This window comes from Ramlibacter montanisoli (assembly GCF_013087525.1).
Taxonomy (GTDB): Bacteria; Pseudomonadota; Gammaproteobacteria; order Burkholderiales; family Burkholderiaceae_C; genus Ramlibacter; species Ramlibacter montanisoli.
In genome coordinates this window covers 1,447,313-1,467,713 of sequence record NZ_JABFCS010000001.1, presented here as the reverse complement: position 1 = coordinate 1,467,713, position 20,401 = coordinate 1,447,313, and the positions used below count along the sequence as shown (strand labels likewise).

Below are 20,401 nucleotides of genomic sequence, written 5' to 3'. Positions count from 1 at the left end.
GAATCGTTGTAGCGCATGACGGAGACCACCGGCCAGGAAGCCGTGGCGGCGAGCGTGCTTTCCCTGCGCATGCGGGGCGTCGGCGCCGACCCGGCGCAGCGGGATGGCCGCCGCGCGCAGCTCCTCGCCGCCGCGAAGAAGGCGGTGCTGGCCTGGGACCCGGGCCGCCGTGTGGTGCTGGAGTCACCCGACGGCCTCGCGTTCGTCGGCGACGTGCCCCCGTCCGTCGCCCTCGATGCCGCCAGCATCGCGGCGCGCGAGGCGGCCGGCGCCTCGCTGGGCATCGGGCTTCACCACGGCCGCGTCGAGATCGTGAACGACGGGGACACGCCGCGGCTGCGTGGCGAAGGGCTGGAGATGGCGGCGGCGCTGGCGGGCTGTTCGGACGCGCGCTCCATCATCACCTCGCAGTCCTTCCGCGAGGCCCTGGCGGCCAGCGCACCGCGCGATGCGGCGGACCTGCGGCCGGCCGGCGAGATCGTCGACGACCACCTGCGCAAGCACTCCATCTTCCTGTTCGACGCCGAAGCGGCGCGCGACCGCTCGGTGCGGCGCACGGTGCTGGCCGCCAGCGGCCTGGTGCTGCTGCTCGGCGCCGGCCTGGCCGTGCGCACCACGCGCGAGTACTACGAAGCGGCGCGCCGCCCCGGCACCATCCACCTGGACATCAAGCCCTCGGGCGAAATCTTCGTGGACGGCCAGAGCATGGGCACGACGCCGCCGGTGCTGGACCTGCAGTTGCCGCCCGGGCCGCACAGCATCGAGGTGCGCAGCGGCCGCTTCCAGCCGCTGCGGCTGGAGGTGCAGCTGCAGCCCGGCGAGGAGATGCAGCTGCGGCACGTGTTCGCGGCCCCGACGGCGCCGCGCCGGGCCCGGCCCAAGGAAGTGCCGCAGGAGCAGCCCGGCTTCGTGGACCGCGTGCGCGAAGGCATCGGCAGGTTGCTGGGACAGTGATGGCCGCGCTTCCCCCACCCTTCACCCACCTCGGGCGCTACAAGGTCCTGAGCGAGCTCGGGCGCGGCGCCCAGGGCGTGGTCTACCTCGCGGAGGACGAGTCGCTGCAGCGCCAGGTGGCGATCAAGACGCTGCTGCTGCCCGACGCCGCCGGCGAGCGGCGCCACATGGAAGCGCGCTTCCTGCAGGAGGCCAAGGCGGCCGGCGGCCTGAACCACCCGGGCATCATCACCATCCACGACCTCGGGCGCGAGGGCGACTGGCTCTACATCGCCATGGAGCTGCTCGAGGGCGTGGAACTGCGCGACCGCATGGCGCAGGGCATGCTGGCGCTGCACGAGGCGGTGGACATCGGCGCGCAGGTGGCGGCGGCGCTCGGCGCGGCCCATGCGCGCGGGGTCGTGCACCGCGACATCAAGCCGGGCAACATCATGCTGCTGGCCGACGGCCACGCGAAGATCATGGATTTCGGCATCGCGCGCATGCAGAAGTCCGACGTGCGCACGCAGAGCGGCACCATGATGGGCTCGCCGAAGTACATGTCGCCGGAACAGGTCGGCGGCCACACCATCGACCACCGCAGCGACATCTTCTCGCTCGGCTCCATGCTGTACGAGATGGTGGCGGGCATCCCGGCCTTCAGCGGCAAGAACCTGGGGCACCTGCTCAACGCCATCCTGCACGGCACGCCGCCGCCGCCCACGCAGTTCCGCGCCGGCGTGCCGGCGGCGCTGGACGAGATCATCGCGCGGGCGATGCAGAAGAACCCGCAGGCGCGCTACCAGGACGCCTCGGAAATGGCGCGCGATCTCGCGCAGTGCCGCAATGCGATCCACCGCCCGCGCGCGGCCCCGGCCGCGCCGCCGCCCGAACCCTCGGCTGCGCCCACGGATCCCTACGCGGCGACGGCGATGGACCGGGAGGACGTCGAGCTGCCGGACGCACCGCCGCTGGAGGGCCTGCTGCCCTCGGCGGACTTCGATTCCAGTTCCGGCCTGCGGCGGCTGATGGAGAACGGGGCCGAGGTGACGCCTGTCGCGCCGCAGCCCGCGCGCAAGAAGGCCTGGGCCGGCTGGGCGCTCGCGTACGCGGTGGCCGCGGCCGGCGCGCTGGTGATCGCGCTCGGGTGACAGGCCGGGCGCTGCGCGCCTCCTAGAATTCGCGCATGCCCGCCTTGCGCATCTACGCCGGTCCCCTGGCGCGCGAACACATCGCCCGGCACGGATTGCAGGCCGCCGACGTGGGCGTCGTTCCCGCCGCCGCGGGCGGCCCCAAGGGACTGATCCTCGGCCGCCTCGACCGCTTCCTGTTCGGCGACTGGCTGCCGCGCACGGACCACACCATCCACCTCGTCGGCGCCTCGATCGGCGGCTGGCGCATGGCCACGGGCTGCCTGCACGAGCCCGTGCAGGCCTTCGAGCGCATGGAGCGCGACTACATCGCGCAGGACTTCGACCTGCCACCGGGCCAGAAGGCCCGGACCGCCGCCGATGTCTCGCGGCGATTCGGAGAAGGGCTGCAGGCCTTCTACGGCGGCCGCATCGGCGAGGTGCTGGCGCATCCGCGCTTTCGCCTGCACATCGTCACGGCGCGCGGGCGGCACCTGCTGGGGCGCGAGCACCGCATCGGCACGCCGCTGGGCTACTTCGGCGCCTTCGTCAGCAACACGCTGCACCGCAAGGCCATGGGCGCCTGGCTGGAGCGCGTGGTGTTTTCGGCAGCGGACCAGGGCCAGCCTTGTCCGCTGCCCTTCGGGACCGACGACTTCCCCACGCGCCAGGTGCCGCTGACCGAGGAGAACTTCCAGCCGGCGCTGCAGGCGAGCTGCTCGATTCCCTTCCTGCTGCAGGCGGTGCACGACATCCCCGGCGCGCCGCGCGGGGCCTACTGGGACGGCGGCATCACCGACTACCACCTGCACCTGAAGTACGACTGCGGCCCGGGCCCGGGCCTGGTGCTGTACCCGCACTTCCAGCAGGCGGTGGTGCCCGGCTGGCTCGACAAGGGCCTGAAGTGGCGGCACCGCGCCACGTCCTTCCTCGATCGCATGGTGGTCCTCGCGCCGGACCGCGAGTGGGTGCGCAAGCTGCCCAATGGCAAGCTGCCGGACCGCTCCGATTTCACGCGCTATGCGGGAGACCTGGCAGGAAGGATGCGCGACTGGACGGTTGCGGCGAGGGCGGGAGACGAACTCGCGGCGGAATTCTCGGCGTGGCTGGATCGTCCCGACCCGGGACGGATCGAGCCCTTGTAGGTCGCGGTGAGCCCGCAGGCGAGCCGCGACACCCGGCGCCTACATCGACTCCTCCAGCATCCGCACGTAATCCTCCCGGCTCGCCTCCCGCGGATTCGTCTTGTGGCAGTGGTCCGCCAGCGCGCCCTTGATGATGTCGTCGAACTGGCTGCGCTGCACGCCCAATGCGGCCAGGCCCGATGCCAGCCCGAGCCGCGCATTCATGTCGCGGATCGCGTCCGGGATCTCGCTGCCGGACTTCAGGCCCATCGCGTGCGCCATGCGCTCCAGCCGCCGGTCCTTCTGCACCGACGGAGCTTGCGCGTTGAAGCGCACGACGGCGGGCAGGAACATCGCGTTGAGCGTGCCGTGGTGCAGCCTCGGATCGACGCCACCCAGGCTATGGCTCAGCGAGTGCACGCAGCCCAGGCCTTTCTGGAAGGCCATCGCGCCCTGCATGGACGCCGCCATCAGGTTCAGTCGCGCCTCGCGGTCGCTGCCGTCGCGCGTGGCGCGTTCGATGGCGCCCCAGCCGCGCTCCAGGCCGTCGAGCGCGATGCCGTCGGCCGGCGGATTGAAGGCCGCGGCCATGAAGGTCTCCATGCAGTGCGCGATGGCGTCCATGCCGGTGGCCGCGGTCAGCTTGGGCGGCAGGCCCATGGTGAGTTCGGGGTCGCAGATCGCCGTCTTGGGCACCAGGTGCCAGGAGTGGAAGCCCAGCTTGCGGTGGTCGTCCACGATGATGATCGCGCCGCGCGCGACCTCGCTGCCGGTGCCGCTGGTGGTGGGCACCGCGATCAGGGGCGCGACCTTGTCGGTGATGCGCGGCGAGCCGCCTTCGATGGTGGCGTAGTGCGTCAGCGGGCCCTCGTGGGTGGCGGCGATGGCCACGCCCTTGGCGCAGTCGATCGCCGAGCCGCCGCCGACGGCGACCAGGCCGTCGCAGCGTTGCGCCTTGTAGATCTCGGTGGCCGCGCGCACCGCCGCTTCGGTGGGGTTGGAGGGCGTCTGGTCGTACACGGCGTAGGGCACGCCTTCGAGGGCGGTTAGCGCCTTCTGCAGCACGCCGGCCGCCTTGACGCCCTGGTCGGTGACGATCAGGGGTTTGCTGATGCCGACGCGCTGGCATTCCTGCTTGAGCAGCTGGATGGCGCCGAAGTCGAACTGGATCTGGGTGACGTAGTAGATGAAGGCCATGGCGTCGCGTCGCTTACGATGGGGAGCTTCACTGTAAGCCAGCCGCACCACCGGCGCTGCCCCAGGCGTGACATTTCTTCCGCAGTTTCCCGAACTGGCCCCGGCCATGCGTTCCGTGCTCGAGCGCGTGGCGCGCTCCGGGCACGTCCCGCTGTACGAGCTGTCGCCCCAGCGGGCGCGCGCCGCCTACGAGGCCGGTGCCGGTGTGCTGGAGGTTCCGCGGCCGCACCTGGCCCGGGTGCAGGACCTGCGCATCCCGGTCGCGCCCGGCGTCGAGGTCCCGGCAAGGCTGGTCGCGCCCTCGGCGGAACGCCTGCCGGTGCTGGTCTACTTCCACGGCGGCGGCTTCACCATCGGCAGTATCGACTCGCACGACACGCTGTGCCGCACGCTCGCCCAGCGCGCCGGTTGCGCGGTCGTTTCCGTGGGCTACCGGCTGGCCCCGGAGCACCGATTCCCGACTGCCGCCGACGACGCGTGGGCCGCCCTGCAGTGGGTCGCGCGGCAGGGCGGGGCGCTGGGCCTCGACACCTCGCGCCTTGCCGTGGGCGGCGACAGTGCCGGTGGCACCCTGGCCACCGTCTGCGCCACCCTCGCGCGCGACGCGGGCCTGCCCCTCGCGCTGCAGCTGCTGTTCTACCCGGGCTGTGCGGCCTGGCAGACCTCGGCCTCGCACCGCCGCTATCACCAGGGCCTGGTGCTGGAGCAGGCGCACATCGAGTACTTCTTCGGGCAGTACATCAACGACGCCGACCGCGAGGACTGGCGCTTCGCGCCGCTGAACACGCCCGAGGTCGAGGGCGTGGCGCCCGCCTGGTTCGGGCTGGCCGAATGCGACCCGCTGGTGGACGACGGCGTGCAGTACGCGGATAAACTGCGCGCAGCCGGCGTCGCGGTGCAGCTGGAGATCTACCGCGGCGTCACCCACGAATTCATCAAGATGGGCCGTGCGCTCCCGCAAGCCAGGCAGGCGCACGCGGACGCGGCGGCGGCCCTCGCACAGGCATGGCAATGAAAAGAGAAGACTTCCGTTTCTTCCACAGGCTGCGCGTCCGCTGGGCGGAGGTGGACATGCAGAAGATCGTCTTCAACGCCCACTACCTCATGTACTTCGACACGGCGGTGGCGGACTACTGGCGGGCGCTGGCGATGCCTTACGAGGAGGGCATGCACCAGCTGGAGGGCGACCTCTACGTGAAGAAGGCGACGGTGGAGTTCAACGCCTCGGCGCGCATGGACGACCGGCTGGACATCGGCCTGAAGTGCGCGCGCATCGGCAATTCGTCGATGCAGTTCCTGGGCGCCATCTTCCGCGGCGAGGAACTGCTGATCACCTGCGAACTGGTCTACGTGTTCGCCGATCCGGCCACGCAGACGTCGCGGCCGGTGCCGGCGCTGCTGCGCGAGATGCTCACCGGCTTCGAAGCGGGCGAGGCCATGCTGCGTGTCAAGACCGGCAGCTGGGCCGAACTCGGTGCCGACGCGCGCCGCATCCGCACCGAAGTGTTCGTGCAGGAACAGCGGATCCCGGCCGAACTGGAATGGGACGAGGCGGACGAGACCGCGGTCCACGCCGTCGGCTACAACCGGATGGGGCGCCCGGTGGCGACCGGCCGATTGCTTGCGGGCAGCGGCGGCACCGCCAAGATCGGCCGCATGGCCGTGCACCAGGTGCTGCGCGGCTGCGGCTTTGGCGAGCAGGTCCTGCGCGCACTGGCGGCGCGGGCGCAGGAACGCGGCGACCGCGCGATCGAACTGCACGCGCAGCGCACGGCCAGCGATTTCTACGCGCGGCTGGGCTTCGTGCCGCAGGGCGAGCCCTTCGAGGAAGCCGGCATCCCGCACATCGCCATGACCAGCGCGCTGCCCTTGCGGCGCTGACGCCGGTGGCGGCCCGGCGTCCTCCCGCGGCGGCGCCGCACCAGGCCGGGGACGACGCGGCGGCGCCCTGGCTGCTGCCGCTGATGCTCCTGCTGGCACCCGCGCTGGGCGTGCCGGGCGAGCTGATGCTGCAGGACACGCTCAAGTCCGCGATCGTCTCGCTGTTCACCCTGGCGGCGACCTTCGTGTTCCTGCTGGCCCAACGCCGGCGCCAGGAGCCGCCGCGCTGGCACCACGTGCTGTGGCTGCCCATGCTGTTGATGGCCTACGCCCAGGGCAGCATGGCCTGGTCGCATACCTACCTGGCGGGCGTGGAGGCCGTGCGCTGGTTCGTCTTCTACGTAATCGCGTGGCTGGCGCTGAACACCTTCCACAGGCAAGGCCTGCCGCTGCTCGCGGGCTGCGTGCACCTGGGCGCGGTGATCGCGTCGCTGTGGGCGGCGCTGCAGTTCTGGACCGATTTCGGGCTGTTCCCGCAGGGGCCGGCGCCGGCATCGACCTTCGTCAACCGCAACTTCTTCGCCGAGTTCGCGGCGTGCACGCTGCCCTTCGGCGGGCTGCTGCTGTTGCGCGCCCGGCGGCCGGCGGTCATCGCGGTTCTGGCGGCGAGCGTGGGGTTCGTGCTGGTCGCCATCCTCATGACCGGCACGCGCGGCGCGCTGCTGGCGGTGGGAGTGCTGTTGCTGGTGCTGCCGGGGGTCGCGTGGCGCTGCCGGCGTGAGCTCGCGTTGCCAGGATGGAGTCGCCGGGTCCGGGCGATGGCGGTCGCGGTGCTGGCCGGCACGGTCCTCGCTCTCGGTGCGATTCCCAGCGGCAACCCCAGGATCGTGGAAGAAGGCCACGGCGCGAGCGCGCTCGCCCGCGGCCTGCAGCGCGCCAGGGCGATCGGCCCTGCCGACCACTCCCTCGGCATCCGCATGGTGATGTGGCGCGCCACGTTGCGTGCCATCGCCGACCGTCCGCTCGCCGGCATGGGAGCAGGTGCCTGGGAGAGCGAAATCCCGCGCTACCAGGAGGAGGGCGCCCAGCTGGAAACCGACTATTACGTGCACAACGAGTTCCTGCAGCTCGTCGCCGAGTACGGGGTGATCGGCTGGTTGTTCCTGCTGCTGCTCGCCGCCTACCTGTTGCTGGCCGCGTGGCGAACCTGGAGCGAACAGGGCACCGAAGCCGACGCGGAGCGGCCGTGGCGCGCCGTGTTCCTGTGCAGCCTGCTGGCGCTCATGGTGGTCAGCAACATCGGCTTCCCCTGGCGGCTGGCCGCCACCGGCGCGCTGTTCGCCGCCTGCCTGGGCGGCCTGGCCGCATCGGATGCACGGCTCGGATGGCATCGCCTCGCGCGGCCGCTGCCCTGGTCGCCGCGCGTGGGCCAGGCGGCGCTGGCGGCGAGCGCGGCCTGCCTCGCGCTGGCGGCCTTCATCACCCAGCGGGCCGCCGAGGCGGAGTACAAGCTGGTGGGCGCGGTGCAGATGGCGCTGGAGATCACGGCCTCGGGCAGGCCGGACGATCCGCGCTTTTCCGAAGCGAAGGAGGCGATGCTGCAGCTCGTGCGCGAGGGCATCGCGATCAACCCCCATTACCGGAAGATCACGCCCATGGTCGCCGACGAACTGGCGCGCTGGGGCGACTGGGCCCGTGCCACCTGGATCTGGGAGAGCGTGCTGCAGTCACGGCCGCATGTCGTGGCGATCCTGGGCAATGCCGCCCGCGGCCACGACGCGATGGGCAACCGGGAACAGTCGCTGGCCTACCTGGCGCGGGCGCGGGCCCTGCAGCCGCGCGGTGCATCGGTGCGCGCGCTGGAAGTGCTGCTGCTGGCCCGCCAGGGCGACGAAGCGGCGGCGATGCAGCGCGCGCGCGAAGCGATGGCCGAGGGCATCGCCGACCAGGAACTGGTGAACACCTATTTCATCCTCGCCTGGCGCGCCCGCGACTACCCGCTGGCGGAACAGCTCTTGCGCGAGCGCATGCGGCGCTGGCCCGAGACGCACGCGCGCGGGCTGGTGCAGCTCGGGACCCTCGACGAGGAACGGCGCCAGGCACGCTAGATGTCGGCCAGCAGCGGGTAAGGCAGCGGCAGCAGCTTCAATGCGGGGCCTCCCGCAGTGCCCGCATGCAGGTCCCCCGCTTCGGCGGCCGTGAGCTGCAGCGAGACGATCGCGTCCCAGCCGCCACCCGGGGCGCGCGCGGCCTCGGCCACGACGCCGGCCGGCTGCTCCGGATCCGCCGCCTGGAACACCTCCTGCCCGGTCGCGAGCTCCGCATCGGCGTGTGCGACGAAGGCGCGGCGCTTGAGCGTGCCGCGGAACTGGCTGCGCGCCACGACTTCCTGGCCCGGATAGCAGCCCTTCTTGAAGTTCACGCCGCCCACCGACTCGTAGTTCAGCATCTGCGGCACGAAGGCTTCCACCACCGGCGTCGTGAGCGTGGCGATGCCGCTGCGCACCTCGCCCCACTGCCACAGGGCAGGATCCATGGCGGCGCCCTCCGGAACCGTCCCCGCAGGACCGGCCCACAGCGCGCGCGGACTGCCGTCGGCGGGATACAGGTGCACGACGTGGCCGCCTGAGTGCTGTCCCAGCGTCCAGGGCGCGGACGCGGGAGAGGGCACCGCGTCGCCGGCCAGGCCGTACAGCGCGACATCTGCGCTCGCGTCGCTGAGCTTGGCCTTGCTGCGCAGCACGAACATGGACAGGCGCTTGAGCGCGCCGGGCAGCAGGTCCCGGCTGCACACGAGCAGGATCTCGTCGGGGCTGCGCTGGAAGGCGACGAAGCTGGCCAGCATCCGCCCCTTGGCGTTGCAGAAGGCCGCCAGCCGGGCCTCGTGAGGGCCCAGGAGGGCGAAATCCTGGGTCAGCTGGCCGTGCAGGAACTTGGCCGCCTCCTCGCCCTGGGCGCGGATGACGCCCAGGTGAGGTAGCGGAGCGACACCGTGGAAGGGATGCGACATGGGCTGAATTATCATGGCCGCCACATTCCACAGACGAAGCAGGGACGTGCGCAGACTTTTCACCACCCTCTTCATGCTGGCCCTGCTGGCGGCGCTGGCCACCGGCGCGGCCGCCTGGTGGTGGGTGCAGCAGCCGCTGCGCCTGCCCGCGGCCACCGTCGATCTCTCGATCGAACCGGGGACCTTGCCGCGCGCGGTGGCCGTGGCGGTGCGGGACGCCGGCGTCGACGTCGACCCGCGCCTGCTCTATGCCTGGTTCCGCATCTCGGGCCAGGGCCACCGGATCAAGGCCGGCAGCTACGAGCTGGAACGCGGCATCACGCCGGAGCGCCTGCTGGACAAGCTGGCGCGCGGTGACGTCTCGCTGCGGGCGGTGACCCTGGTGGAAGGCTGGAACTGGCGCCAGGTGCGCTGCGCTGGCGAAGGCCGAGGCGCTGAAGCCCGACACGGCCAACCTGACCGATGCGGACCTGATGAAGCTGCTGGGTCGCGAAGGCGTGGCACCGGAAGGGCGCTTCTTTCCCGACACCTACACCTACGGCAAGGGCACCAGCGACGTGAAGGTGCTGCAGCGGGCGATGCGCGCCATGGACAAGCGCCTGGCGCAGGCCTGGTCGCAGAAGTCGCCGCAGTCCGTCCTGAAGACGCCGGACGATGCGCTGGTCCTGGCCAGCATCGTCGAAAAGGAAACCGGCAAGGCCGCCGAGCGCACGCTGATCGCCACGGTGTTCAACAACCGCCTGCGCATCGGCATGCCGCTGCAGACGGATCCCACGGTCATCTACGGCATCGGCGAGCGCTTCGACGGCAACCTGCGCAAGGTGGACCTGCAGACCGACACGCCCTTCAACACCTACATGCGCTCCGGCCTGCCGCCCACGCCGATCGCCATGCCCGGCAAGGCCTCGCTGCTGGCCGCCGTGCAGCCGGCGCCCGGCAACTTCCTGTACTTCGTCGCCAAGGGCGACGGCAGCAGCCATTTCAGCGCCTCGCTGGACGAGCACAACCGCGCCGTCAACAAGTACCAGCGGGGCCAATGAGCGGACTCTTCGTCAGCTTCGAAGGCATCGACGGTGCCGGCAAGTCCACGCACATCAACGCGCTGGCGGCGGCGCTGCGCACCCAGGGGCGCACCGTGGTGCTCACGCGCGAGCCGGGTGGCACGCCTCTGGCCGAGAAGCTGCGCGCGCTGGCCCTGAACGACCCCATGGACCCGCTCACCGAGGCGCTGCTGATGTTCGCCGCCCGCCGCGACCACCTGCAGCAGGTGATCGAGCCGGCGCTGGCCCGGGGCGACGCGGTGCTGTGCGACCGCTTCACCGACGCCACCTTCGCCTACCAGGGGCCGGCCGCGGCTTCGACCTGCAGGTGCTGGCGACGCTGGAGCGCTGGGTGCAGTCGGTCGACGCGCTCGGCGCCGGCCGCATCCGCCAGCCGGACCTGACGGTCTGGTTCGACCTCGATCCGGTGGTGGCGGCGCAGCGGCTGGCCGGTGCCCGGGTGCCGGACAAGTTCGAGTCGCAGCCGCAGGACTTCTTCGCCCGGGTGGCCTCGGGCTACGCGGCGCGGGCCACGGCCGATCCAAGTCGCTTCCTGCGCGTGGACGCCGACCAGAGCCGCGAGGCGGTCTGGCGCGCGGTCGAGGCCGGCGTGCGCGCGAAGGGCTTCCTGCGATGACCGCCCCCTGGATCGCCGCGCAGCTGCGCCAGCTGCTGGCCCAGCGCGGACACGCCTGGCTGCTGCACGGCCCGTCCGGACTTGGACAGTACAAGTTGGCCCTGTCGCTGGCCCAGGCCTGGTTGTGCGACCGACCCTCGCCCGACGGCGCCTGCGGCGCATGCGACAGCTGCCACCAGGTGGCGGTGCGCTCCCATACCGACCTGGCCGTGCTGATGCCCGAGACGGTCATGATGGAGCTCGAATGGCCGCTGTCCGAAAAGGCGCAGGCCGACATCGACGACAAGAAGCGCAAGCCGAGCCGCGAGATCCGGGTGGACGCCATGCGCGACGCCCTCGAATTCGCCCAGCGCACCAGCGGCCGCGGCCGCGGCAAGGTGGTGCTGGTCCATCCCGCCGAGCGCATGAACCAGGTCACCGCCAACGCGCTGCTCAAGACGCTGGAGGAGCCGCCGGGGGACGTGCGCTTCGTGCTGGCCACCGAGGCCGCGCACCAGCTGCTGCCCACCATCCGCAGCCGCTGCCTGGGCCATGCGCTGGACTGGCCGGCGGCGGACCAAGCCGCGTCCTGGCTGCAGGAAGAGGGCGTTCCGGCGCCCGCCGCGGCCGGCCTGCTCAAGGCGGCGGGGGCCGGCCCGAGGACGCCTTGCGCCTGCACCGCGTCGGCCTGGACGCGAAAACCTGGTCCCAGTGGCCCAAGGCGTTGGTTCGGGGCGACACGGTGCTGCTGGCCGACTGGAGCCCGGCGCAGCTGGTCGAGGGCCTGCAAAAGCTCTGCCACGACCTGCTGGCGGTGCAATCCGGGGCCGCGCCGCGCTTTTTCGAGCCCGCCGACTTGCCATCGGCGGGTTCCGTCCCCTCCCTGACGGGGTGGTGGCGCAGCCTGGCCGACACGGCCCGGACGGTAGAACACCCGTTCAACGCCGGCCTGATGATGGAAGACCTTGTGGCCCGGGCGCGGACCGCCCTACACTCGAAACCCTGAGCATGAGCACCGCGTCCCCCAACACCCCGCGCCCGAGCGTCATCCAGCTGGCCATCAAGGAAAAGGCCGCGCTGTATGCCGCCTACATCCCGCTGTTCTCGGACGGCGGCGTGTTCATCCCGACCACGCGCGACTACAAGCTGGGCGACGACGTGTACGTGCTGCTGTCGCTGCCGGACGACCCGCAGCGCTACCCGGTGGCCGGCAAGGTGGCCTGGGTGACGCCGCCGCGGGCCGCCGCCAACCGCACCCAGGGCGTGGGCGTGCGTTTCCCCTCGGACGACAAGTCCAAGCTGCTCAAGGTCAAGATCGAGGAAATCCTTGGCGGCCACCTGGCTTCCGAGCGCCCGACGCAGACCATCTGAGTCCCTAGAATCCCTGTTTGTCCTTGGCGCCGCGGGCCACCGGCCGCGCGGCGCGCATGCCTTCGCGCCATGTTCGTCGATTCCCACTGCCACCTCACATTTCCCGAGCTCGCCTCCCAGCTGCCCCAGATCCGCGAGGCGATGGCGCAGGCCGGCGTGGACCGCGCCCTGTGCATCTGCACCACGCTGGAGGAGTTCGAGGAAGTCCATGCGCTGGCCATGCGCTACGACAACTTCTGGGCCTCGGCCGGCGTGCATCCGGACAACGAGGGCATCGCCGAACCCACGGTGGACAAGCTGCTGGAACTGGCGGCCCGGCCCAAGGTCGTGGCGATCGGCGAAACCGGCCTGGACTACTACCAGATGGACGAGCGCAAGGGCGGCCGCAGCATCGCCGACCTCGAGTGGCAGCGGGATCGCTTCCGCACCCACATCCGGGCGGCGCACGCATGCCGCAAGCCGCTGATCATCCACACGCGGGCGTCCTCGGACGACACCATCGCGATCCTGAAGGAGGAGGGCGAGGACGGCTCCCCCGGGTCCGCAGGCGGCGTCTTCCACTGCTTCACCGAGACGGCGCAGGTCGCCCGGGCCGCCCTGGACCTGGGCTTCTACATCTCCTTTTCCGGCATCCTCACCTTCAAGAGCGCCGCTGACCTGCGCGAGGTGGCCCGCTTCGTGCCGCAGGACCGCCTGCTGATCGAGACCGACAGTCCCTACCTGGCGCCGGTGCCTTACCGCGGCAAGGTGAACAACCCCTCGTACGTGCCCTTCGTGGCGAAGCAGGTCGCGAGAGCTGCGCGGCATGACCACGGAAGCGGTGGCGGAGCTCACCAGCCGCAATTTCGAGACGCTGTTCAGCGGCGTGAAATCATGAGAAATCACCTGAAGTTCCTCCTTTATCTCGTTCTGACCATTGCATTTTCTTCGGCCCATGCCGGGTCCTACGAAGACTGGTTCGCGGCGCTGAAGCGGGACGATCCCAGGACCATCTCGAGCTGCTCAAGCGCGGTTTCGATGCGAACACGATCGACCCGTCCGGCCGCCACGGCCTGTTCATCGCGCTGCAGGACGGCTCGCTGCAGGCCGCCGAGGTGCTGGTCGCCTGGCCCCAGACCAAGGTGGAATGGCGCAGCGCCAAGGACGAAAGCCCGCTGATGATCGCCGCCCTGAAGGGCCACAAGGAGATGGTGCGCAAGCTGATCGCCCGCGATGCGGACGTGAGCAAGCCGGGCTGGGCGCCGCTTCATTACGCGGCCACGGGCGGCCACCTGGAGATCATGGAGATCCTGCTGGAGGAGCACGCCTTCATCGACGCCGAGTCGCCCAACAAGACGACGCCGCTGATGATGGCCGCCGAGTACGGCAGCCCGCAGGCGGTGAAACTGCTGCTGGAAGCCGGGGCGGATCCGACCCTGCGCAACGAGCTGGGCCTGTCCGCGGTGGATTTCGCGAGGCGCGCGAACCGGCACGACGCGGTCGCGCTGATCACCGCCGCGATCCGGAAGATGTCGCCGAAAGGCAAGTGGTGACAACCACTTGCCTTCGGAACTTCAAGTGCTCAGCTCAGGGCGCGGTGCAGGGATTGACCAGCTGCACGCCGGGCGACATCGAGCTGGTGTCGGCGCGGCAGCGCGCCATGTCGGCGTAGTGGCCCTCGACCAGCACGCCCGGCGGGTTGTAGCGCAGCGTGGCGCGCGCCTGCATGCCGGTGGCCGATTCGGCCTGGCAGCGGGCGCTGCGGCCCGCCATCGCCTCGACGCGGCGGCAGAAGGCATCGTCCGGATAGCTGAACTGGCGGATCACCTGGCCGTTGTTGTCGCGGTAAACGAGGTGCTTGCCGGGCGGTCCCGCGGGGACGGTGGACTGGGAAGCGCAGCCCGCGAGGACCGCGAAAGCTGCGACGGTGGCGAGTCGCGTGATCAAATGCATGGAATCTCCCTTGTCTTGGCCGCCGGCGTGATGCCTCGGCGCCAAGGGTTTTACAGGGGTTTGGTCCTGCCGGGGGCTCACGGTAACTTCCCATCACACTGATACGATGCGTATTATGTCAAATACCTTGGGTGTGACGGTGGAGGATGTCCGGCAGAGGCTCCGGGCTGCCGGAGCGGGACCCACCCATGAACGCCGGGTCCTGCGCTTGTGGTCCAACGCCCTGCCTCAGGATGCCGGCAAGCGACGGCCCGAGGATTTCCTGCCGGCCAGCCTGCGCGCCGCCTTGCCCGGAATCGAGGCCGAACTGCAGGGACTGGCCCGGCTGCGCTCCGCCCATGCGGGCGAGGACGGATCCGAACGCCTGCTGGTCGAACTGGGCGACGGCCAGACCGTCGAAAGCGTGCTGCTGCCGCGCGACGGCCTGTGCATCTCGTCCCAGGTCGGCTGCGCGGTGCGCTGCGTCTTCTGCATGACGGGCCGCGAGGGCCTCATCCGCCAGCTGGGAAGCGCCGAGATGGTTGCCCAGGTGGCCCTGGCCCGGGCCCGGCGGACCGTCAGGAAGGTCGTCTTCATGGGCATGGGCGAGCCCGCCCACAACCTGGACAACGTGCTGGAGGCGATCGAGCTGCTCGGCACCGCCGGCAACATCGGCCACAAGAACCTGGTGTTTTCGACGGTGGGCGACCCGCGCGTGTTCGAGCGGCTGCCGCAAGGGACCGTGAAGCCGGCACTGGCGCTTTCCCTGCACACGACCAAGCCGGAACTGCGCGAACAGCTGCTGCCCAAGGCGCCGCGCCTGACACCGGAGGAACTGGTGGACGCCGGCGAGCACTACGCCCGCACGACCGGCTACCCGATCCAGTACCAGTGGACGCTGCTGGAAGGCGTGAACGACGGCGCCGACGAGATCGAAGGCATCGTGCGCCTGCTGTCCGGCAAGTACGGGGTGCTGAACATGATCCCGTTCAACAAGGTGGACGGGATCGACTTTCGCCGTCCCTCCTGGGAGCGCGCCGCGGAAATCGCGCGCACCCTGCACCGCCGCGGCATCCTGACCAAGCTGCGCCAGTCCGCCGGGCAGGACGTGGAAGGCGGCTGCGGGCAGCTGCGCGCGCGCAGCATCCGCATCGCAGCCGCCTGAGGCCGCTTACTTCTTCGCGCCGCGGATCTTCGCCAGCTCGGCCTGCGTTTCCTTCCACAGGTCCATGCCGACGTTGGCGGCGATCTCGCCGTTCACCTTGGTCAGCTTGTCGCGCATGCGGGCCGATTCGGAGGCGGGCAGCTCGTTGATCTGCATGCCCTTGGCCTTCAGGTCGGCCAGCGCCTTGGCGCCCTCTTCCCGCGTGTCCTTGCGCTCGAAGTCGCGGCTGGACTTGGCGGCGTCGGACAGGATCTTCTGTTCGTCCTTGGACAGGCCGTCCCACCACTTCTTGGACACCAGCACGATCCACGGGCTGTACACGTGGTTGGTGACGCTCAGGTACTTCTGCACCTCGTAGAACTTGGAGGACAGGATGGTGTTGTACGGGTTCTCCTGGCCGTCCACCGTCTTGGTCTCCAGCGCGCTGAACAGCTCCGAGAAGGGCAGCGGGATCGCGTTGGCGCCCAGGGTCTTGAAGGAGTCCAGGTAGACGTTGTTCTGCATCACGCGCAGCTTGATGCCGTCCAGGTCTTCCATCTTGGTGACCGGGCGCTTGCTGTTGGTCAGGTTGCGGAAGCCGTTTTCCCAATAGGCCAGGCCGACCAGGCCCTTGTCCTGCAGCTTGTCCATCACCTTGGTGCCGATGGCGCCGTCCAGCACGGTGTCGGCTTCCTTGGCGTTGTTGAACAGGAAGGGCGTATCCCACAGGGCCATTTCCTTGGTGATGCCCACCAGGGTCGCGGTGGAGCCCACCATCATTTCCTGCGCGCCGCCGATCAGCGCCTGCTGCATCTGCACGTCCGGGCCGAGGGCGGCGGCGCCGATGGCGCGCACCTTCATCTTGCCGCCGGAGGCCTTCTCCACCTGCTCGGCGAAGAACTTGGCGGCGCGGCCCTGGTTGCTCTGCTCGTTGAGGCCGTAGCCGAAGCGGATCAGGCGCGGCTTGATGTCGGCGGCGAGGCTCGCGGTGGAGGCGAGCAGCGCGGCGCCGGCGGCGGCCGCGAGGATGAAGCGACGGAGGAAGTTCACGTGTGTCTCTTTCGAAGGAACAGTGGGAGGAAAAAAGCTCAGCGCATCCACGCCACCGGCGCGATGACGATCTGCGGGAAGACGACGAACAGGGCGAGGATCAGGATGTAGGTGATGAGGAAGGGATTCACGCCCCTGATCACCTGGTGCAGCGACAGGCGCCCCACCCCGGCGACGACGTTCAGCACGGTGCCCACCGGCGGCGTGATCAGGCCGATGGCGCCGTTCAGCACGAACATGAGGCCGAAGTAGACGGGGTCGATGCCGGCCTTGACCGCGATCGGCAGCATCACCGGTGCGAAGATCAGGATGGTGGGCGTGAGGTCCAGGGCTGTGCCTATCAGCACCAGCACGACCATCATCACGGCCATCAGCAGGCGCGGGTTCTCCACCAGCGGGCCCAGCCAGCCGGTGAGCGTGGCCGGCAGGTCGGCCAGCGTGATCATGTAGCTGGCCACCTGCGCGCCGGCGCACAGGAACATCACGATGGCGGTGGTCTTGGCGGCGCGCACCAGAACCGGGCCGATCTCGGCGATGCGCATCTCGCGGTGGATGAACAGGGCCACCACCAGCGCGTAGAAGGCGGCCACCACGGCGGCTTCGGTGGGCGTGAACACGCCGGTCTTCATGCCGCCGATGATGATCAGCGGCATCAGCAGCGCCCAGAAGGCCTTGCCGGTGGCGCGCAGGCGTTCCTTCATCGGCTGCGGCTCGCCGGCGGGCAGCTCGATCCTGCGCAGCACCAGCTTCCACGCGATCACCAGGCCCACGCCCATGATCAGCCCGGGCACGATGCCGGAGAGGAACAGCGCCGAGATCGAGGTGTTGGTGGTGACGCCGTAGATCACGAAGGGCATCGACGGCGGGATGATGGGGCGATGATGCCGCCCGAGGCCAGCAGGCCGGCGGAGGTCGCCATCGGATAGCCCTGCCGCTTCATCATCGGCAGCAGGATGGTGGCCAGGGCCGCGGTGTCGGCCAGCGCCGAACCGCTCATGCTGGCCATCAGCACCGCCGCGCCGATCGCGACGAAGCCCAGGCCGCCGCGGATGTGGCCGACCCAGGCCTGCGCCATGTCGATGATGCGCTTGCTGATGCCGCCCGAGTTCATCAGCTCGCCGGCCAGGATGAAGAAGGGCACGGCCAGCAGCGGGAAGCTGTCGATGCCGGCCACCAGGTTCTGCGCCAGCAGCTGGGTGTCCCAGAAACCCAGCACCCAGGCCATCGCGGCGCCGGTCAGCACGAGGGCCAGCGCCATGTTCATGCCGATGCCCATGAGCACCAGCATGCCGGCGGAAAAGACGAAGAAGGCCTGGGCTTCGGGACTCACGGCCTCACTCCACTTCCGCCGTGTGGCCCAGGTCCAGCGGCTCGCGCTTCACCAGTTCCACCAGCGCCATGACGCCGATCGCCACGGCGGCCAGCAAGGCGGGCAGCGGCAGCAGGGCCGAGGGATAGCGCAGCACGACGGAGCGGCTGTCCATGCCCACGACCACCTGCTGCCAGGCGCCCCAGGCCACCAGGACGCAGGCGAGGATGACGAGTACGCGGATCAGCGCGGTCATCGCCGCGAAAGCCGCCGGCCGCTTCTGCAGCATGCCCACCAGCGAAGTGAAGGCCATGTGCTCGCCGGCCGGATAGGCTGCCGCCGCGCCGATGAACACCATCCACACGAACAGCAGCCGCGACAGCTCCTCGCTGGCGGCGATGCCGCTGCCGAAGCCGTAGCGCAGCACCACGTTGATGAACACGGCCACCGCCATCACCGCCAGGCAGGCGGCCATCAGCACGTGGGTCAGCCGCTGGAAGCGGCCATGCGCGATCGGCAGGTTCATGCCGCATCCCCTTCGGTGAGCCACGCGTGGACGCGGCGCTGCAGGCTGTCGATCGGCTGGAGGGCGTCGACCTCGAGCACGCCGTCTTCGCCAGCGGGCGATTCGAGCGTCGCGAACTGGCTGGCCACCAGGCTCGCGGAGAAGAAATGGGAGCCGCGGGCGGCCACGCGCTGCTGCGCGGCCTCGGGGGCGATATCCAGGAACACGAATCGCAGGCCCGGCGCAGCCTGGCGCAGCTGGTCGCGGTAGGCGCGCTTGAGTGCGGAACAGGTGAGCACCACGCCCTGCGGATGGCCGGCGAGCTGCCGGCCCAACGTGACGAGCCACTGCGCGCGGTCGGTATCGGTCAGCGCCGTGCCGCGCGCCATCTTGTCGCGGCTCTCGGTGCTGTGGAAGTCGTCGCCCTCGATCAGCGGCAAGCCTTCCCCCGCGGCGATGGCCGCCCCGACGGTGGACTTGCCGCAGCCTGCCACGCCCATGATCACGATCCGGAAACCCACTGGATAGCGCTGTCCAAAACAATCGAAGAAAAAGGCGCTGGCCGGGATCGTCCGGGACTCACCGTCGCATGTTTGCGATCCGGAGGGTCCGGCCCTTGCCAAACGCCGTTGGATAGCGCTATCCTAAATGGCGTCCGCACCATTTCGATGCGGGTTTTCCCTGATCCGATGCACAAACCCGTCCGCTCCCGTGCCACCGGCCGCGTCACGCTCGCCGACGTGGCCCAGGCTGCCCAGGTCAGCCCGATCACGGCCTCGCGCGCGCTGCGGGTGAGCGCGCCGTGGACCCGGAGCTGGTCGCACGGGTGCAGTCGGCGGCCACGCGACTGGGCTACGTGCCGGACCCTGCCGCCCGCGCCCTCGCCTCCCGGCAGGGGACGCAGGTGGCGCTGCTGGTGCCGGCGCTGTCGAACGCCTTGTTCGTCGACCTGATGGAAGCGGCGCAGGGGACGCTGGCGCGCGCCGGCTACCAGACCCTCATCGGCGTCACGCACTACGACCCCGCGGAGGAGGAACAGCTGCTGCGCAGCCAGCTGCTGCACCGTCCCGCCGGCATCCTCGTGACCGGCTTCGACCGCACGGAGAGCAGCCGCGCGCTGATCGCGGCCAGCGGCGTGCCCTGCGTGCACGTGATGGAGACTTCCAGCGAGCCCGGTGTCTATTGTGTCGGCCTGTCGCAGACCGAGGCCAGTGCGGCGATGACGCGGCACCTGCTGGAACGCGGACGCAAGCGCATCGCCTTCGCCGCGGCGCAGCTGGATCCGCGCACGCTGCAGCGCCTGGAAGGCTGGCGCAACGCGATGCGCGAGGCGGGCCTGTACGCGCCGACCCTGGAGTGGCTGAACCCGGCGCCCTCTTCCATTGCGCTGGGCGGGGTGATGTTCGAGCAGATCATGGGCCAGTCGCCGCCGGTGGACGCCGTCTTCTTCTGCAACGACGACCTGGCGCAGGGTGCGCTGCTGGCGGCCTTGCGCCTGGGCATCCCGGTGCCGCAGCGGGTGGCGGTGGCGGGCTTCAACGACCTGACCGGCAGCGACCAGATGCTGCCGCCGCTGACCACGGTGCGCACGCCCCGCGGCGAGATCGGCACGGCGGCGGCGCAGATGCTGCTGGCTCTGATCCGCGGCGAGCCGGTGCCTTCGCCCTGCATCGATCTGGGATTCGCGCTGGTGCCGCGCGCGAGCACCTGAGCACGGCCGCGATCCTTCAGTCCGGCGTCGCCAGGCGCAGGCGCAGGCGCACTGTGCCGTCGGCGGCGCTGCCGATGCTGAACCCGGCTTCCCGCGCGAGCGTGACCATCACGCCGTTCTCCTGCAGGCAGGTCCCCACCACTTCGACGGTGCCCCGCGCGCGCAGGTAGGCGATGAGCTTGTCCAGCAGCAGGCGGCCCAGGCCGCGGTGCTGCCAGGCCGAGGCGACCTGCAGCGCGAACTCCGCTTCGCGGTTGTCGGGGTCGCACACGGCGCGCACCTCGCCGGCCATCTTGCCGCCCTCCAGGGCCACGAAGGTCATCTCACGCTCGTAGTCGATCTGGCAGTAGCGCGCCAGCTCGGAGCGGGGCACCTCGCGGCGCGCCATGAAGAAGCGCAGCCGCAGGTCGGCGGGCGTCGCCTCCGCATAGAAGGCCGCGAGCCGCGCGCCGTCCTCGGGCCGGATCGGCCGTACCTGCAGTTCCTGCCCCTCCAGCACGAAGCTTTCCTCCAGCTCGGAGGGATAGGG

16 protein-coding genes and 6 pseudogenes are annotated in these 20,401 nt (G+C 70.4%); 14 read left to right on the top strand and 8 right to left on the bottom strand.

The features are described 5' to 3' along the window. Positions 1 to 15: 15 nt before the first annotated feature. Genes HK415_RS07510 through HK415_RS07500 form a run of 3 tightly spaced genes read left to right on the top strand, consistent with a single transcriptional unit; the run spans position 16 to position 3,208 of the window. A complete protein-coding gene (locus HK415_RS07510) occupies positions 16 to 954 on the top strand; it encodes a PEGA domain-containing protein (protein ID WP_171557818.1) in 939 nt (312 codons plus the stop codon). After that, positions 954 to 2,084, top strand: a complete 1,131-nt coding sequence (locus HK415_RS07505; RefSeq protein WP_171557816.1) for a serine/threonine-protein kinase — start codon at positions 954 to 956, stop codon at positions 2,082 to 2,084. The genes HK415_RS07510 and HK415_RS07505 overlap by 1 nt, the downstream gene beginning before the upstream one ends. Positions 2,085 to 2,119: 35 nt before the next feature. Further along, the gene (locus tag HK415_RS07500; RefSeq protein WP_171557813.1) at positions 2,120 to 3,208 is read left to right on the top strand and encodes a phospholipase; all 1,089 of its coding nucleotides are present in this window, start codon (positions 2,120 to 2,122) and stop codon (positions 3,206 to 3,208) included. Between the two features lie 39 nt (positions 3,209 to 3,247). Here the strand turns inward: HK415_RS07500 and gbd are convergent, their stop codons facing one another. Further along, positions 3,248 to 4,384, bottom strand: coding sequence for a 4-hydroxybutyrate dehydrogenase (gene gbd, locus HK415_RS07495; RefSeq protein WP_171557811.1), 1,137 nt, complete (start codon positions 4,382 to 4,384; stop codon positions 3,248 to 3,250). Positions 4,385 to 4,490: 106 nt separating this feature from the next. Here gbd and HK415_RS07490 point away from each other — a divergent pair, with 106 nt between their 5' ends. The 3 genes from HK415_RS07490 to HK415_RS07480 are packed head-to-tail and all read left to right on the top strand — an operon-like array spanning position 4,491 to position 8,313. Further along, entirely contained in the window at positions 4,491 to 5,399 is a 909-nt protein-coding gene (locus tag HK415_RS07490; protein ID WP_171557808.1) for an alpha/beta hydrolase, read from the top strand. Further along, complete coding sequence (locus HK415_RS07485; protein ID WP_171557806.1) at positions 5,396 to 6,265, top strand: YbgC/FadM family acyl-CoA thioesterase; 870 nt, start codon at positions 5,396 to 5,398, stop codon at positions 6,263 to 6,265. The genes HK415_RS07490 and HK415_RS07485 overlap by 4 nt, the downstream gene beginning before the upstream one ends. A 5-nt stretch (positions 6,266 to 6,270) precedes the next feature. Further along, positions 6,271 to 8,313 carry an O-antigen ligase family protein gene (locus tag HK415_RS07480; protein WP_171557803.1) on the top strand — a complete coding sequence of 681 codons (2,043 nt, stop codon included), beginning with the start codon at positions 6,271 to 6,273 and terminating at the stop codon, positions 8,311 to 8,313. On the opposite strand, the gene ygfZ is transcribed toward HK415_RS07480, so the two are convergent. Continuing rightward, the gene (ygfZ, locus tag HK415_RS07475; RefSeq protein WP_171557801.1) at positions 8,310 to 9,215 is read right to left on the bottom strand and encodes a CAF17-like 4Fe-4S cluster assembly/insertion protein YgfZ; all 906 of its coding nucleotides are present in this window, start codon (positions 9,213 to 9,215) and stop codon (positions 8,310 to 8,312) included. The genes HK415_RS07480 and ygfZ overlap by 4 nt on opposite strands. A gap of 46 nt (positions 9,216 to 9,261) precedes the next feature. Between ygfZ and mltG the strand changes: the two are divergent. The 6 genes and pseudogenes from mltG (at position 9,262) to HK415_RS07445 (ending at position 13,774) form a co-directional block, all read left to right on the top strand. Then, a pseudogene (gene mltG / locus HK415_RS07470) lies at positions 9,262 to 10,255 on the top strand (endolytic transglycosylase MltG). After that, positions 10,252 to 10,892 (top strand): annotated as a pseudogene (tmk, locus tag HK415_RS07465) (dTMP kinase). The pseudogenes mltG and tmk overlap by 4 nt, the downstream one beginning before the upstream one ends. Continuing rightward, positions 10,889 to 11,877 (top strand): annotated as a pseudogene (locus HK415_RS07460) (DNA polymerase III delta subunit-related protein). The pseudogenes tmk and HK415_RS07460 overlap by 4 nt, the downstream one beginning before the upstream one ends. Positions 11,878 to 11,879: 2 nt before the next feature. Next, positions 11,880 to 12,242: a PilZ domain-containing protein gene (locus HK415_RS07455; protein ID WP_171557798.1), complete on the top strand. Its 363-nt coding sequence runs from the start codon at positions 11,880 to 11,882 to the stop codon at positions 12,240 to 12,242. Positions 12,243 to 12,311: 69 nt separating this feature from the next. Then, a pseudogene (locus HK415_RS07450) lies at positions 12,312 to 13,119 on the top strand (TatD family hydrolase). A 43-nt stretch (positions 13,120 to 13,162) separates the two neighbouring features. Next, positions 13,163 to 13,774: an ankyrin repeat domain-containing protein gene (locus HK415_RS07445; protein ID WP_309246817.1), complete on the top strand. Its 612-nt coding sequence runs from the start codon at positions 13,163 to 13,165 to the stop codon at positions 13,772 to 13,774. A 34-nt stretch (positions 13,775 to 13,808) separates the two neighbouring features. On the opposite strand, the gene HK415_RS07440 is transcribed toward HK415_RS07445, so the two are convergent. Next, positions 13,809 to 14,174 (bottom strand): hypothetical protein, encoded by a 366-nt coding sequence (locus tag HK415_RS07440; protein ID WP_171557795.1) that lies wholly within the window; start codon positions 14,172 to 14,174, stop codon positions 13,809 to 13,811. Between the two features lie 115 nt (positions 14,175 to 14,289). On the opposite strand from HK415_RS07440, the gene HK415_RS07435 reads away from it, so the two are divergent. After that, positions 14,290 to 15,318, top strand: a complete 1,029-nt coding sequence (locus HK415_RS07435) for an RNA methyltransferase (RefSeq protein ID WP_216369750.1) — start codon at positions 14,290 to 14,292, stop codon at positions 15,316 to 15,318. Between the two features lie 6 nt (positions 15,319 to 15,324). Here HK415_RS07435 and HK415_RS07430 read toward each other — a convergent pair whose 3' ends face one another. From HK415_RS07430 to HK415_RS07415, 4 genes and pseudogenes are all read right to left on the bottom strand, one after another. After that, positions 15,325 to 16,347, bottom strand: coding sequence for a TRAP transporter substrate-binding protein (locus HK415_RS07430; RefSeq protein WP_171557793.1), 1,023 nt, complete (start codon positions 16,345 to 16,347; stop codon positions 15,325 to 15,327). 38 nt (positions 16,348 to 16,385) lie between these two features. Further along, positions 16,386 to 17,635 (bottom strand): annotated as a pseudogene (locus tag HK415_RS07425) (TRAP transporter large permease). A gap of 46 nt (positions 17,636 to 17,681) precedes the next feature. After that, positions 17,682 to 18,182, bottom strand: coding sequence for a TRAP transporter small permease subunit (locus HK415_RS07420; protein WP_171557791.1), 501 nt, complete (start codon positions 18,180 to 18,182; stop codon positions 17,682 to 17,684). Next, positions 18,179 to 18,661, bottom strand: a complete 483-nt coding sequence (locus HK415_RS07415; protein ID WP_171563227.1) for a gluconokinase — start codon at positions 18,659 to 18,661, stop codon at positions 18,179 to 18,181. Before HK415_RS07415 ends, HK415_RS07420 begins: the two co-directional genes overlap by 4 nt. A gap of 189 nt (positions 18,662 to 18,850) precedes the next feature. Here HK415_RS07415 and gntR point away from each other — a divergent pair. After that, positions 18,851 to 19,872 (top strand): annotated as a pseudogene (gene gntR / locus HK415_RS07410) (HTH-type transcriptional regulator GntR). A gap of 16 nt (positions 19,873 to 19,888) precedes the next feature. Here the strand turns inward: gntR and HK415_RS24705 are convergent. Continuing rightward, positions 19,889 to 20,371 (bottom strand): GNAT family N-acetyltransferase, encoded by a 483-nt coding sequence (locus HK415_RS24705; protein WP_309246616.1) that lies wholly within the window; start codon positions 20,369 to 20,371, stop codon positions 19,889 to 19,891. Positions 20,372 to 20,401: the final 30 nt, after the last annotated feature.

Bases quoted from the DNA above. Each gene is read 5' to 3' on its own strand.
- HK415_RS07435 (WP_216369750.1), top strand. From the start codon at position 14,290: ATGTCAAATACCTTGGGTGTGACGGTGGAGGATGTCCGGCAGAGGCTC.
- HK415_RS07415 (WP_171563227.1), bottom strand. From the start codon at position 18,661: ATGGGCGTGGCAGGCTGCGGCAAGTCCACCGTCGGGGCGGCCATCGCC.
- HK415_RS07485 (WP_171557806.1), top strand. From the start codon at position 5,396: ATGAAAAGAGAAGACTTCCGTTTCTTCCACAGGCTGCGCGTCCGCTGG.
- HK415_RS07505 (WP_171557816.1), top strand. From the start codon at position 954: ATGGCCGCGCTTCCCCCACCCTTCACCCACCTCGGGCGCTACAAGGTC.
- HK415_RS07420 (WP_171557791.1), bottom strand. From the start codon at position 18,182: ATGAACCTGCCGATCGCGCATGGCCGCTTCCAGCGGCTGACCCACGTG.
- HK415_RS07490 (WP_171557808.1), top strand. From the start codon at position 4,491: ATGCGTTCCGTGCTCGAGCGCGTGGCGCGCTCCGGGCACGTCCCGCTG.
- ygfZ (WP_171557801.1), bottom strand. From the start codon at position 9,215: ATGTCGCATCCCTTCCACGGTGTCGCTCCGCTACCTCACCTGGGCGTC.
- HK415_RS07440 (WP_171557795.1), bottom strand. From the start codon at position 14,174: ATGCATTTGATCACGCGACTCGCCACCGTCGCAGCTTTCGCGGTCCTC.
- HK415_RS07500 (WP_171557813.1), top strand. From the start codon at position 2,120: ATGCCCGCCTTGCGCATCTACGCCGGTCCCCTGGCGCGCGAACACATC.
- HK415_RS07510 (WP_171557818.1), top strand. From the start codon at position 16: ATGACGGAGACCACCGGCCAGGAAGCCGTGGCGGCGAGCGTGCTTTCC.
- HK415_RS07455 (WP_171557798.1), top strand. From the start codon at position 11,880: ATGAGCACCGCGTCCCCCAACACCCCGCGCCCGAGCGTCATCCAGCTG.
- gbd (WP_171557811.1), bottom strand. From the start codon at position 4,384: ATGGCCTTCATCTACTACGTCACCCAGATCCAGTTCGACTTCGGCGCC.